At 71.1% G+C, this 13,442-nt stretch carries 14 protein-coding genes; 9 read left to right on the plus strand and 5 right to left on the minus strand.

Annotation, left to right across the window (positions count from 1 at the left end):
• Window positions 1–6 precede the first annotated feature (6 nt).
• From CRP56_RS17765 to rsmI, 3 genes are all read right to left on the minus strand, one after another.
• Complete coding sequence (locus tag CRP56_RS17765; protein ID WP_097265194.1) at window positions 7–897, minus strand: TatD family hydrolase; 891 nt, start codon at window positions 895–897, stop codon at window positions 7–9.
• 45 nt (window positions 898–942) lie between these two features.
• Window positions 943–1,353, minus strand: a complete 411-nt coding sequence (locus CRP56_RS17770) for a hypothetical protein (RefSeq protein WP_097265196.1) — start codon at window positions 1,351–1,353, stop codon at window positions 943–945.
• 236 nt (window positions 1,354–1,589) lie between these two features.
• Entirely contained in the window at window positions 1,590–2,438 is an 849-nt protein-coding gene (gene rsmI, locus CRP56_RS17775; protein WP_097265198.1) for a 16S rRNA (cytidine(1402)-2'-O)-methyltransferase, read from the minus strand.
• Window positions 2,439–2,500: 62 nt separating this feature from the next.
• Here rsmI and CRP56_RS17780 point away from each other — a divergent pair, with 62 nt between their 5' ends.
• The 3 genes from CRP56_RS17780 (at window position 2,501) to CRP56_RS17790 (ending at window position 7,757) form a co-directional block, all read left to right on the plus strand.
• Window positions 2,501–4,252 (plus strand): dolichyl-phosphate-mannose--protein mannosyltransferase, encoded by a 1,752-nt coding sequence (locus CRP56_RS17780; RefSeq protein ID WP_179851048.1) that lies wholly within the window; start codon window positions 2,501–2,503, stop codon window positions 4,250–4,252.
• Between the two features lie 94 nt (window positions 4,253–4,346).
• On the plus strand, window positions 4,347–5,981 hold the full coding sequence (locus CRP56_RS17785) for a penicillin-binding transpeptidase domain-containing protein (protein WP_097265202.1): 1,635 nt from the start codon (window positions 4,347–4,349) through the stop codon (window positions 5,979–5,981).
• A 99-nt stretch (window positions 5,982–6,080) separates the two neighbouring features.
• On the plus strand, window positions 6,081–7,757 hold the full coding sequence (locus CRP56_RS17790; RefSeq protein WP_097265204.1) for a penicillin-binding transpeptidase domain-containing protein: 1,677 nt from the start codon (window positions 6,081–6,083) through the stop codon (window positions 7,755–7,757).
• On the opposite strand, the gene CRP56_RS17795 is transcribed toward CRP56_RS17790, so the two are convergent.
• Window positions 7,758–8,108 carry an SsgA family sporulation/cell division regulator gene (locus tag CRP56_RS17795; RefSeq protein ID WP_097265205.1) on the minus strand — a complete coding sequence of 117 codons (351 nt, stop codon included), beginning with the start codon at window positions 8,106–8,108 and terminating at the stop codon, window positions 7,758–7,760.
• Between the two features lie 152 nt (window positions 8,109–8,260).
• Between CRP56_RS17795 and CRP56_RS17800 the strand changes: the two genes are divergently transcribed.
• The 6 genes from CRP56_RS17800 (at window position 8,261) to CRP56_RS17825 (ending at window position 13,145) form a co-directional block, all read left to right on the plus strand.
• A complete protein-coding gene (locus CRP56_RS17800) occupies window positions 8,261–9,307 on the plus strand; it encodes an energy-coupling factor ABC transporter permease (protein WP_097265207.1) in 1,047 nt (348 codons plus the stop codon).
• A 1-nt stretch (window position 9,308) separates the two neighbouring features.
• Complete coding sequence (gene cbiQ, locus CRP56_RS17805; protein ID WP_097265209.1) at window positions 9,309–10,070, plus strand: cobalt ECF transporter T component CbiQ; 762 nt, start codon at window positions 9,309–9,311, stop codon at window positions 10,068–10,070.
• Window positions 10,058–10,879, plus strand: a complete 822-nt coding sequence (locus CRP56_RS17810) for an energy-coupling factor ABC transporter ATP-binding protein (RefSeq protein ID WP_373559651.1) — start codon at window positions 10,058–10,060, stop codon at window positions 10,877–10,879. The genes cbiQ and CRP56_RS17810 overlap by 13 nt, the downstream gene beginning before the upstream one ends.
• 10 nt (window positions 10,880–10,889) lie before the next feature.
• Entirely contained in the window at window positions 10,890–11,360 is a 471-nt protein-coding gene (locus CRP56_RS17815) for a MarR family winged helix-turn-helix transcriptional regulator (RefSeq protein WP_097265214.1), read from the plus strand.
• 125 nt (window positions 11,361–11,485) lie between these two features.
• Window positions 11,486–11,944, plus strand: a complete 459-nt coding sequence (locus CRP56_RS17820) for an organic hydroperoxide resistance protein (RefSeq protein ID WP_097265216.1) — start codon at window positions 11,486–11,488, stop codon at window positions 11,942–11,944.
• Window positions 11,945–11,990: 46 nt separating this feature from the next.
• The gene (locus CRP56_RS17825) at window positions 11,991–13,145 is read left to right on the plus strand and encodes a serine hydrolase domain-containing protein (protein WP_097265218.1); all 1,155 of its coding nucleotides are present in this window, start codon (window positions 11,991–11,993) and stop codon (window positions 13,143–13,145) included.
• A gap of 10 nt (window positions 13,146–13,155) precedes the next feature.
• Here the strand turns inward: CRP56_RS17825 and CRP56_RS17830 are convergent, their stop codons facing one another.
• Window positions 13,156–13,431: a DUF1876 domain-containing protein gene (locus tag CRP56_RS17830; RefSeq protein WP_097274174.1), complete on the minus strand. Its 276-nt coding sequence runs from the start codon at window positions 13,429–13,431 to the stop codon at window positions 13,156–13,158.
• Window positions 13,432–13,442: the final 11 nt, after the last annotated feature.

Genomic DNA, 13,442 nt, shown 5'->3' on the forward strand with positions numbered 1-13,442 from the left:
TGGTGTTCAGTAGCCGAACGCGCGTGCCGTGTTGACGGCGAGAGCCGTGGCCAGGGCGTCCTCGTCGATGCCGCGGACCGCGGCCAGCGCGCGCACCGTGACCGGGATCAGATAGGGCGCGTTGGGCCGTCCGCGGTACGGCACCGGCGTCAGGAACGGCGCGTCGGTCTCGACGAGGAGCAGCTCCAGCGGGGCCACCGCCACCGCGTCCCGCAGGTTCTGGGCGTTCTTGAAGGTGACGTTGCCGGCGAAGGACATGAAGTAGCCCTCCCGCGCGCACACCTCGGCCATCTCCGCGTCCCCGGAGTAGCAGTGGAACACCGTCCGCTCCGGCGCGCCCTCCTCCTTCAGCACGCGCAGGACGTCCTCGTGGGCGTCGCGGTCGTGGATGACGAGGGCCTTGCCGTGCCGCTTGGCGATCTCGATGTGGGCGCGGAAGGAGCGCTCCTGCGCCTCCTTGCCCTCGGGGCCGGTGCGGAAGTAGTCGAGGCCGGTCTCGCCGACGCCCTTGACCTGGGGGAGTGCGGCCAGGCGGTCGATCTCGGCGAGCGCCTCGTCGAGCGCCTGCGCGCCCCCCGGCTGCCGGGCGCCCTGCCGGGACCAGCCGTCGGGGTCGCCGTGCACGATGCGCGGCGCCTCGTTGGGGTGCAGGGCGACGGTCGCGTGGACGCTGTCGAACGCGGCGGCCGTCTTCGCGGCCCACTGCGAGCCCTTGATGTCGCAGCCGACCTGCACCACCGTGGTCACGCCCACCGACGCGGCCTTCGCGAGCGCCTCCTCCACCGTCCCGGACTGCATGTCGAGGTGGGTGTGGGAGTCGGCGACCGGTACCCGCAGGGGCTCCGGGAGCGGCGGTGCCGCGTTCTTGTCGGACGCTGCGGAGGAGTTCGAAGGCATGCCCCGATCCTACGAAAGGGGCATGCCGACCCGGACCGGCGGAGCTCAGCTCGCCTTGCGGTGGTGGAACGGGTGCAGGAGATCGGACAGCTGCCAGTGGTGGCGCTCCTTGGCCTGCGCGGGCACCTCCGGCACCTCCACGGGGCCGGCCTGCGGCGCCCGGTGCTGATGCCGGTGCGCCGCGTCGAGCACCGAGGAGACCTGGCCCGGCCGCATGATGCGCACGACGTGGCCGTCGCAGTTCTGGCACGTGGGCCGGGACAGCGGCGACGGCACGACCTGCTGGTTCGCGACGTAGATGACGAACTCGTGGCCGTCGGCGTCGGTGTGGTGCTCTATCTCGTACGACTGCTCCCAGCCGTGCCCGCAGCGCATGCAGGCGAAGGAGTACGACTCGTGGACGACGGCGGTGGCGCCACTGCGCAGTGCGGCGGACTGCCCTGCGATCTCGCTCATGCCAGCTCCTCTGGTCCGCTGGACACCGGGACGGGTGCGTCCCTTCGACCAGTGGACGCTTCCGCCGACGCGAATGCATCAGCCCTGTCGACTGTTGGATCCGATTTGGACCTTCCTTGCCAAAACGGCCCTGCCGCAGGGGGCTGGGCTTTGCTTTCGACCGCCGCCCTTTACTCAGCCGTGGGGCGCTCGCTCAAACGACATGCGCCCTGCTCAGAGGGCATACGCCTGCGCTGTCACGCACCCGCGTTCTTCGCCGCGACAACGGCGTCGAACACCTCCCGCTTGGGCAGCCCGGCCTCCACCGCCACCGCTGCGATCGCCTCCTTGCGGCGCTCGCCGGCCTCCTCGCGCACGCGCACCCGGCGCACGAGCTCCTCCGCGCTCACGTCCTGCGCGCCCCGCTCGGGCGCCCCCTCCACGACCACGGTGATCTCCCCGCGCACGCCCTCCGCGGCCCACGCCGCCAGCTCCCCCAGCGGACCGCGCTTGACCTCCTCGTACGTCTTGGTCAGCTCGCGGCAGACGGCCGCCCGCCGCTCCTCGCCGAAGACGGAGGCCATCGCGGCGAGGGTGTCGTCGAGCCGGTGCGGGGCCTCGAAGTAGACGAGGGTGCGCCGCTCCTCGGCGACCTCCCGCAGCCGCGACAGCCGCTCGCCGGCCTTCCTGGGCAGGAACCCCTCGAAGCAGAACCGGTCGACGGGCAGCCCGGACAGCGCGAGCGCGGTCAGCACGGCGGACGGACCGGGGACGGCGGTGACGCGGACGTCCTTCTCCACGCAGGCGGCGACCAGCCGGTAGCCGGGGTCCGACACGGAGGGCATGCCGGCGTCCGTCACCAGCAGCACGCGGGCGCCGCCGACGAGTTCCTCGACGAGCTCGGGCGTGCGGGCGGCCTCGTTGCCCTCGAAGTACGACACGACACGCCCCTTGGGGGTGACGCCGAGCGCCTGGGTGAGGCGCCGCAGCCGTCGGGTGTCCTCGGCGGCGACCACGTCCGCGGCGGCCAGTTCCGCGGCCAGCCGGGGCGGGGCGTCCGCGATGTCACCGATGGGGGTGCCTGCCAAAACAAGGGTTCCTGTCACGTTTCCATCCTCGCAGGGCCCATGCACGGGACTCCCACAGACGTGTTCCCTACGATGGCGCGGTGACCAGTACAGCGTCGTCCATGGACTCCACGGACACCCGGCAGGACCAGACGCCGCAGGACCAGCGGCCGTCCTGGCAGCAGCGGCTGCGCCGTTTCGGCTACTCGGCCGCGCCGAGAAGCGATGTCCGGGACCGGCTGGTGCCGCCGTACACCCGGCCCAACCCGCGCATGTGGGCAGCGCTCGGCATCCGCAAGCCGGTGGCCGACTACTTCGTGGGCTGGTCGGCGTGGGGCGGGCCGCTGCTCGTCACGTTCCTGGCGGGCTGGATCCGGTTCTGGCACCTGGGCAGCCCCAAGGCGGTGATATTCGACGAGACGTACTACGCGAAGGACGCGTGGGCGATCGTCCACCGCGGCTTCGAGGTGTCCTGGGACAAGAACGCCAACGACGTCATCCTCGACATCGGCAGCAAGGTCAGGATCCCCGGCGACGCGGCCTATGTGGTGCATCCGCCGGTCGGCAAGTACGTCATCGGGCTCGGCGAGCTGATGTTCGGCTTCAACCCGTACGGCTGGCGGTTCATGACCGCGCTGCTGGGCACGCTGTCGGTCCTGATGCTGTGCCGGATCGGCCGCCGGATCTTCCGCTCGACGTTCCTCGGCTGCCTCGCGGGCGCGCTGATGGCGGTGGACGGGCTGGCGTTCGTGATGGCCCGCACCTCGCTGCTCGACGGCGTGCTGATGTTCTTCGTGCTGGCCGCGTTCGGCTGCCTGGTCGTCGACCGGGACAAGACGCGCGAGAAACTCGCCGCCGCGCTGCCGGTCGACGCGGACGGCCAGGCCCGCCCGGACCGGCACGTCGCGGAGACCACCCGGTTCGGATGGCGTCCCTGGCGCTGGCTGGCGGGCCTGATGCTGGGCCTGGCCATCGGCACCAAGTGGAACGGCCTGTACATCATGGCCGCGTTCTGCGTCATGGCCGTGCTGTGGGACGTCGGCTCCCGCAAGGTCGCCGGCGCCCGCCACCCGTACGTCGCCGTCCTCAAGCACGACCTGGGCCTCACCTTCCTGGCGACGATCCCGGTCGCGATCGCCACCTACCTGCTGTCCTGGCTCGGCTGGATCCTCTCCCCGACCGACGGCACCGGCGGCTACTACCGCAACTGGGCCGCGACCGACGGCAAGGACAGCAGCTGGTCCTGGCTGTTCCCGGACTGGTGGCGCAGCCTGTGGCACTACGAGCACCAGGTCTACGAGTTCCATGTGGGCCTCACCTCTCCGCACACGTACCAGTCCAACCCGTGGAGCTGGATCGTCGACGGCCGGCCGGTGTCGTACTTCTACGAGTCCCCGGCCGCCGGCAAGGACGGCTGCCCGGTCGACGCGACGGAGAAGTGCGCGCGCGAGGTCCTCGCGATCGGCACCCCCCTGCTGTGGTGGGCGGCTGCTTTCGCGGTGCTGTACGTGCTGTGGCGCTGGTTCTTCCGCCGGGACTGGCGCGCGGGCGCCATCGCCTGCGGCATCGCGGCCGGCTATCTGCCCTGGTTCATGTACCAGGAGCGGACGATCTTCTTCTTCTACGCCGTCGTCTTCCTGCCGTTCCTGTGCCTGGCCGTGGCGATGATGATCGGCGCGCTCGTCGGACCGCCGGGAGCGAGCGACACCCGGCGGGTCGCGGGGGCGACCGGGGCGGGCGTGCTGGTGCTGCTGATCGCCTGGAACTTCATCTACTTCTGGCCCCTGTACACCGGGACCGCCATCCCGATCGACGACTGGCGTTCACGGATGTGGCTGGATACCTGGGTCTAGTCAACAACTCGGCTACAAAGGAAAACACCCCTCACAGTTTTCACTCGGCCCACTTAAGGTGCGGAGGACTGATAACGGGGAGGGGTTCAGTTCCATGAACAAGGGGGTCAAGGCCACCGTCATCGGCAGCGTGTTCGCCGTGATGGTGGGTGGGGCCGGGTACGGCGCGTTCAACATCGTGTCCGCGCTGAACGGCGGCGGGGGTTCCGGGTCGGAGGCCAGGACCGGGCCGCCCGAGGCCGACGAGGTCCAGGAGACGTCGGAGAAGTTCTTCGCGGACTGGGAGAAGGGCTCGGCGGCGGCCGCCGCGCAGTTCACCAACAACAACGCGGCGGCGAAGACGCTGCTGACGTCCTACACCGAGGACGCGCACATCACCGCCGTGAAGATCACGCCCGGCACCGCGAAGGGGACCACGGTGCCCTTCACCGTGCGGGCGAAGGTGGCGTACCAGGGCAAGTCCGCGCCACTGACGTACAAGAGCTCCCTGACCGTGGTGCGCGGCCTCACCACCGGGAAGCCGCTGGTCGACTGGAAGCCGTCCGTGGTCCACCCCGAGCTGCGGACGGACCAGGACAATCTCGTCACCGGCTCCTCGTCCACGCCGCCCATCGAGGCCGTGGACCGGGGCGGCAAGGTGCTGACGAAGGACAAGTACCCCTCCCTCGGCCCGATCCTGGACGCCCTGCGCGACAAGTACGGCCCCAGGGCGGGCGGCACGCCGGGCGTCGAGCTGTACGTCCGCCACGACGCCGACGGCGCCCCCGACACCTCGCTCCTCACGCTCTCCAAGGGCAAGGCGGGCAGGCTGCAGACGACCATCAGCGCTGCCGCGCAGGCCGCCGCCGAGAAGGCGGTGACCCAGTACGACAACTCCTCGGTGGTCGCGGTCAAGCCGAGCACCGGCGAGGTGCTCGCGGTCGCCAACCACCGGGACGACGGCTTCAACGCGGCCTTCGAGGGCAAGGTAGCCCCCGGCTCCACGATGAAGATCATCACCGCGGCGATGCTCATCGACAACGGCGTCACCTCGATGAACGGCCCGGCGCCCTGCCCGCCGGAAGCGGTCTGGCAGGGGCAGACCTTCCACAACCTCAAGGACATGCAGCCGAACGAGAACGCCACGCTCGCCAACAGCTTCATGCGGTCCTGCAACACGGCCTTCATCAAGCTGATCGACGAGAAGCCGCTGACCGACGAGTCGCTGACGGCCGAGGCGCAGAACAAGTTCGGGCTCGGCCGCGACAACTGGAAGACCGGCATCTCCTCCCAGGACGGCAGCGTCCCGGCCGTCAGCGGCCCGGACCGGGCGGCGGGCGCCATCGGGCAGGGCCAGGTGACCATGAACCCGCTGAACATGGCGTCCGTGACGGCCACCGCCATCACCGGCGCCTTCCGCCAGCCGTACCTGGTCTCGCCGAAGCTCGACGACCGCGAGCTGGCCACCGCCGAGGGCCTGCGGTCCAGCACCGTCTACCAGCTGAAGCAGATGATGCGGATGACGGCGACGCAGGCGCCGGGCACCGCGACGGGCATCATGCGGGGCCTCGGCAGCGCCGACATCGGCGCGAAGACGGGCTCCGCGGAGGTCGACGGCAACGCCACCTCCAACAGCTGGTTCACCGGCTTCCGCGATGATGTGGCGGCGGCCGCGATGACCGAGCAGGGCGGCCACGGCGTCGACGCGGCCGGACCGATCGTGCGGGCCGTGCTGGCGGCGGGAGACTGAACTCACGCGCACAGGACGGGACTCTAGGCTGGTCGCCGTCGTTGAGGTGAGGGACAAGGGCAACGGGGACCCCGGTGATTTCGCGGAGGAACGAAGGCTGTGGGCAAGAGAAGGCGCGTCGCCGAGCGACGTAGGACGCATCGTCCCGCCGTGATCGGCGGGATGGTCGCCGTGGTCGTCGGCGGCGCCGGCTTCGCCGGGTACGTGCTGTACGGCGGCGGGGCGGTGGCCGAGGACGGTACGTCCTCGACGGCGGCCGACAGCAAGCCGAAGGTCAAGACGGGCCCGCTGTCCGCGACCGAGGTCACCACCGCGAGCCGGACGTTCCTGACGTCCTGGCAGCAGGGCAAGGTCGCCCAGGCCGCCGCCGTCACCAGCGACACCGAGGCGGCCACCGAGCTCCTCACCGGGTACACCAAGGACGCCCACCTCAAGGACGTCACCCTCACCCCCGGCACCCCGACCGGCGCCAAGATGCCCTTCGCGGTGAAGGCGACGGTGTCGTACAAGGGCAAGTCGAAGCCGCTGTCGTACGACAGTTCGCTCACCGTCGTGCGGAACACCACCACCGGCAAGCCCCAGGTCGACTGGCACGCCGCGGTCGTCCACCCGGATCTGAAGGACGGCGACACCCTGGTCACCGGCGAGTCCGGGAACCCGCCGGTCAAGGCCGTCGACCGGGACGGCGGCGAGATCACCACCGAGAAGTACCCGTCGCTGGGCTCGGTGCTCGACGGGCTGCGCGAGAAGTACGGCAAGAAGGCCGGCGGCAAGGCGGGCGTCGAGCTCCAGGTGGTGCGCGGCAAGGAGTCGAAGAAGGACAAGCTGTCCGACAAGACCCTGCTGGAGCTGAGCAAGGGCACGCCGGGGACGGTGAAGACGACGCTCAGCCCGGCCCTCCAGGCGGCGGCCGAGGCGCAGGTCGCGAAGCGGGCGCAGTCGTCCGTGGTGGTGCTGCGGCCGTCGACCGGCGAGATCCTCGCCGTGGCGAACGCCAACAAGGGCTTCAACGTGGCCTTCCAGGGCTCCCTCGCGCCGGGCTCGACGATGAAGGTCGTCACGTCCTCGCTGCTGATCGAGAAGGGGCTGGCGTCGGCGGACAAGCCGCATCCGTGCCCGAAGTACTCGACATACGGCGGCTGGAAGTTCCAGAACGACGACAAGTTCTCCATCAAGGGCGGCACCTTCAAGGCGAGCTTCGCCCGCTCCTGCAACACCGCCTTCATCAGCCAGGCGCCGAAGCTGGAGAACGACTCGCTGACCCAGCAGGCCCAGCAGGTCTTCGGTCTGTCCATGAACAACTGGGCGGTCGGCGTGCCCACCTTCGACGGCTCGGTGCCGGTGCAGTCGCAGGCCCAGATGGCGGCCTCGCTGATCGGCCAGGGCGGGGTGCGCATGAACCCGCTGAACATGGCGTCGGTGTCGGCGACCGTCGAGTCGGGCGTCTTCCGGCAGCCGTACCTGGTCTCCCCGGACGTGGACGGCCGCACGCTCGCGAAGGCCTCGCGCACGATGTCCTCGGACACGCTGAGCCAGCTGCGCGAGCTGATGGCGTACACGGCGGGCTACGGCACGGCGGCGGAGGCGATGCAGGGCGTCTACGGCAAGGTCGGCGCCAAGACCGGCTCGGCGGAGGTCGACGGCCAGAAGAAGCCCAACGGCTGGTTCACCGCGTACCGCAATGACCTCGCCGCGGCCGGCGTCGTCCAGGCGGGCGGGCACGGCGGCGACACGGCGGGGCCGATCGTGGCGGCGCTGCTGAAGATGGGCGGCTAGCTAGCTGCTCACCGGAGTGGCTGTGTACGTCCGGCGCAGGAACCTGAGCAGGGCCTTGGACTCGAACTGCACCACAGAGACGCCCTGGGTGGAGTGGAACTCCACCACGGCCTGCACCCGTCCGCACGGCCACACCCGGACGTCCCCGGCCTCGACCGGCGCCCGCAGGCCCTGTTCCAGGAGGGCCCGCTCGAAGGTCCACTCGTGCGGGCCCGGCAGGCCGACACGCACCGCGCGCGGGTCGGCGTCGGGGTCGTAGCGCAGGACGACGGGGACGGCCTCCGGTTCGGCGACCGTGATGTCAGCGTCCGTGACGATATGGGCTCGCGCGTACTGTTCGACTACGGACATCGGCTCGGCCCCTTACGCTGAGTGACCTGTGCGGAAGCTGTGCGACCGCTTCCCTTCCAATGTCGCATATTTTCCGGAACACGCTCCCGGGCGCCCCCTCCACAACCAGCTCGCTCTTGCAACTTGTTCGCATTAAGTCGCATCATCTAACGGTGCATGTGCCTGACGGATTCATAGACGCCCCCGTTTCCGCCGCGACCGGAGTGGTCGCCGCGACCGCCGTCGCCGTGAGCCTGCGCGGCGCGCGCCGCGAGCTCGACGAGCGGACCGCGCCGCTGGCGGGGCTCGTGGCGGCGTTCATCTTCGCCGTGCAGATGCTCAACTTCCCCGTCGCCGCGGGCACCAGCGGCCACCTGCTGGGCGGCGCCCTCGCGGCGATCCTCGTCGGCCCCTACACCGGCGTGCTGTGCGTCTCCGTGGTGCTGCTCATGCAGGGCATCCTCTTCGCGGACGGCGGGCTCACCGCCCTCGGCGTGAACATCACGGACATGGCGGTGGTGACGACGGTCGTGGCCTACGCCGTCTTCCGCGCCCTGGTGAAGGTGCTGCCGCGGGGGCGCCGGTCGATCACCGTGGCCTCCTTTGCCGCCGCGCTGCTGTCCGTGCCGGCCGCGGCCGTCGCCTTCACGCTGATCTACTGGGTCGGCGGCACCACCGATGTCGCCATCGGCAAGGTCACCACCGCGATGGTCGGCGTGCACGTCCTGATCGGCATCGGCGAGGCCACGATCACCGCGCTGACCGTCGGCGCCGTCGTCGCCGTCCGCCCCGACCTCGTCTACGGCGCCCGTGACCTGCGCCAGCGCCTCAAGCTGCGGGTCGACGGCGAACTCGTCGACGCGCCCGACCCGGTGGCCGTCCCCGTCGCCGCCCGCTCGCACCGCAAGGTGTGGCTGGCCGGCCTCATCACCTCCCTCGTCCTCGCGGGCGGCGTCAGCTTCTACGCCTCCGCCAGCCCCGACGGCCTGGAGAAGGTCGCCGCCGACCACGGCATCGACCAGAAGACCGAGAAGCACGCCTCCTCCGACTCCCCGCTCGCCGACTACGGCGTCAAGGACGTCGACGACGCCCGGCTCTCCGGCGGTCTCGCGGGCGTGATCGGCGTCGGCGTCACGGTCGTCGCGGGCAGCGCGGTGTTCTGGGCGGTGCGCAGGCGGCGTACGGCCGAGGACGCCTCGCCCGTGAGCGCGGGCGTCTGAGATGGGCGCCGGACACGCGCACCGGCTCTACCGGCACGGGCACTCCCCCGTGCACGCCCTGCCGCCGCACACCAAGCTCGCCGCGGTGTTCTGCTTCGTGGTGGTCGTCGTCTCGACCCCGCGCGAGGCGATGTGGGCGTTCGCGCTGTACGCCGTCCTGCTGGGCGTCGTCGCCTACGTCGCGCGCGTGCCCGCCGGCTTCCTGCTGAAGCGGCTGCTGATCGAGGTGCCGTTCGTCGCGTTCGCGGTGCTCATGCCGTTCGTGGCGGAGGGCGAGCGGGTCGAGGTGCTGGACCTCTCGCTGAGCGTCAGCGGACTGTGGGGCGCCTGGAACGTGCTCGCCAAGGGCACGCTCGGCGTCGCCGCCTCCGTGCTGCTGGCCTCCACGACCGAGCTGCGGGAACTGCTCCTGGGACTCCAGCGGCTGAAGCTGCCGCCGCTGCTCGTGCAGATCGCCTCCTTCATGATCCGGTACGGCGACGTCATCACGGACGAGATGCGGCGCATGCGGATCGCCCGCGAGTCGCGCGGTTTCGAGGCCCGGGGCGTGAAGCACTGGGGGGTGCTCGCCAAGTCCGCGGGCGCCCTCTTCATCCGGTCCTACGAGCGCGGCGAGCGCGTGCACCTCGCCATGGTGAGCCGGGGATACGCCGGTTCGATGCCGGTCATCGACGAGGTGACCGCGTCCCGGGCGCAGTGGACGTACGCGTTCGCGCTGCCGGGTGCGGCTCTGCTCGTCTGCATGTTGGGATGGATGCTGTGAGTGGGGCGAATGCTGTGAGTGGGGCGGGCGCTGTGACCGGGTCGGATGCTGTGGCCGCGTCTCTTGAGGTCTCCGGCCTCGCCTTCGCCTACCCCGACGGGCATCAGGCCCTGTTCGGCGTGGACTTCTCGATCGCGCGCGGCGAACGGGTCGCGCTGCTCGGGCCGAACGGCGCCGGCAAGACGACCCTCGTGCTCCACCTCAACGGCATCCTGTCCGGCGGCACCGGCACCGTGCACGTCGCCGGACTGCCCGTCGGCAAGCGGCACATGGCGGAGATCCGGCGCCGGGTCGGGATCGTCTTCCAGGACCCCGACGATCAGCTGTTCATGCCGACCGTGCGCGAGGACGTCGCGTTCGGACCGGCGGCCGCGGGCGTGAAGGGCGCGGAACTGGAAGCGCGCGTGGACCGCGCGCTGGCGCGTGTCGGCATGGCCGAGTTCAAGGAGCGGCCGCCGCACCATCTCTCCTTCGGCCAGCGCCGCCGGGTCGCCGTCGCGACCGTGCTCGCCATGGAGCCGGAGATCCTCGTCCTGGACGAGCCGTCCTCCAACCTCGACCCCGCCTCCCGGCGCGAACTCGCCGACATCCTGCGCTCCCTGGACGTCACCGTTCTCATGGTCACGCACGACCTCCCGTACGCCCTGGAGCTGTGCCCGCGCTCCCTCGTCCTCAGCGAGGGCGTCATCGCGGCCGACGGCAAGACGGCCGAGCTGCTCTCCGACGACGCCCTGATGCGCGCCCACCGCCTGGAGCTGCCGTTCGGCTTCGACCCGCGTTCGGTGTCCGCCGGCTCGGACCGTCCGTGACAATGGGCGCGTGACGAACGAGGACCCCACGGCGGTCGACGGCTCACTGCTCCTCGACGAGCAACTGTGTTTCGCGCTGTACGCCGCCCAGCGCGCCGTGACGGCCGCGTACCGCCCGCTGCTGGAGGAGCTCGGTCTCACCTACCCGCAGTACCTGGTGCTGCTCGTGCTCTGGGAGCGCGGCGAGACGACGGTGAAGGAGCTGGCGGCGGCGCTGCGGCTCGACTACGGCACGGTGTCGCCGTTGCTCAAGCGGCTGGAGAGCGCGGGGGTGGTGCGCCGGGAGCGCGCGGCCCACGACGAGCGCTCGGTGCTCGTCGCGTGCACGGGGCGCGGAGAGGAACTGCGGGAGCGCGCGGCGCGCGTCCCGGGCGCGCTCCTGTCCACGACGGGGCTCGACACCGCGGGGGTCGCGCGGTTGCGCGAGGAGTTGTGGGAGCTCGTAGAGAAGGCGCACGCGGCGGCCGAGCGCCCCTACTGACGGCCGAGCGCCGTCACCGGCCCCCTGTTACCCACGGTTGCAACCCCCCGGTGGGCCTAGCCCTCCCTACTGGTCGGTACCTTGTGCACGATGTACTTGCGCGCACTTGTTCTGGGGGGCCAGCCATGAGTGACACCACCGCCGACGCCGCCACCGTCGACACCCGTCCGACGAAGATCATGTACGTCGCCGAGGCCACCGCGCACGGCGGCCGGGACGGCTACGTCACCAGTCAGGACGGGCAGATCGAGCTGAAGGTCGCGATGCCTCCGGCGCTGGGCGGCGACGGCAACGGCACCAACCCCGAGCAGCTCTTCGCCGCCGGCTACAGCTCCTGCTTCCACAACGCGCTGATCCTCGTCGGCAACCGCGAGGGCTACGACCTGACCGGCTCCACCGTCGCCGCGAAGGTAGGCATCGGCCCCAACAAGCACCGCGGCTACGGCCTGGCCGTCGCCCTGAGCGTCTCCCTCCCGGTCCTGGACGCGGGCCTCGCGGCGAAGCTGGTGGACGCCGCCCACGAGGTGTGCCCGTACTCGAACGCGACCCGCGGGAACATCGACGTGACGATCCTGCTTGGCTGAGGTGGGGACACCCCCCGCACCGAGCAGCACGCTAAGGAGTACGGCCGTGGACGTGAACGGCACAGTCGCGGAGGGCTTCGAGCCGGTCAGGGACGCGTTCGTCCGGAACTTCGAGCAGCTCGGGGACCGGGGCGCGGCCGTCGCCGTCTACCGGGACGGGCACAAGGTCGTCGACCTGTGGGCGGGTACGAAGGACGTCGACGGCACCGAGCCGTGGCAGCGCGGCACCGCCCAGATCGTGCGCTCGGCGACCAAGGGTGTCGCCGCCGCCGTACCCCTGATGCTGGCCGAGCGCGGGTGGCTGGACCTGGACGCGCCGGTCGGCGAGTACTGGCCGGAGTTCAAGGCGCACGGCAAGGAGCGGGTGCTGGTCCGGCACGTGCTCAACCATCGGGCAGGGCTGCCCGTCCTCGACCACCCGATCACGCCCGCCGAGGCCCTGGACCCGTCGAAGGGTCCGGCGGCCGTGGCCGCGCGGGCACCCGTGTGGGAGCCCGGTACCGACCACGGGTATCACGCGCTGACGTACGGCTGGCTGCTGGACGAGCTGGTGCGGCGGGTGACGGGGCACGGCACGGGTGAGTGGATCGCCGAGCGGATCGCCGGGCCGCTCGGGGCGGACCTGTGGCTGGGCCTGCCGGACGCGCAGGCGCACCGGGCCGGGCGGGTGGGCCCGGTGGACGCGCCGGAGGCCGCCGCCGCGCTGCGGATGCGCCCGAAGCGTTCGGTGACCGAGGCCTACGCGGACCCCGGCTCCCTCACCAACCGTGCCTTCGGCGCGATCACTCCCTTCCCCGACCAGAACGACCCGGCCTACCGGGCGAGCGCCCTGCCCGCGACCAACGGGATCGCCACGGCCGACGGTCTGGCCCGCTTCTACGCGGCGACGATCGGCGAGGTGGACGGGGTGCGGCTGCTGTCCCAGGACACGGTGGAGCGCGCCCGCGCGGAGGAGTCGGCGGGGCCGGACCGGGTGCTGGTGGTCAACACCCGTTTCGGCCTCGGCTACATGCTGCACGGCAGCGCGTCCCCGTTCCTCGGTCCGGGCTCCTTCGGCCACCCCGGCCGCGGCGGATCCCTCGGCTTCGCCGACCCGGAGTCGGGCATCGCCTTCGGCTATGTGACCAACGGCCTGCGCAAGACGGTCACGGCGGATCCGCGGGCGCAGGCGCTGGTGCGGGCGGTGCGAGCAGCCGTATAGCTGCGCGTAGCTACACGTGGATCGGGTGGGACGTCCGCCCGGATGCCGCGTCGATCTCGCCGTGCGCCTTGGTCAGCAACTCCATGGCGAGTTCGTTGAGCGCGCGGGCCCCGGCGATCTCCTCGCCGACCCGCGGTTGGTTGGAGTCGGTGTGGTGGCGGCTGGCCTGGCCGTGGGCCCGTACCTCGCTGCCGTCGGGCAGCCGGACCATGGCCACCGCCCGGGTGTGCTCGTCGTCCTCCATGAACTCCATCTCGACGTGCCATCCCACAGTGGTGCGCATCATGTCGATCACCT

This window comes from Streptomyces sp. TLI_55 (assembly GCF_900206255.1).
Lineage (GTDB): Bacteria > Actinomycetota > Actinomycetes > Streptomycetales > Streptomycetaceae > Streptomyces > Streptomyces aquilus.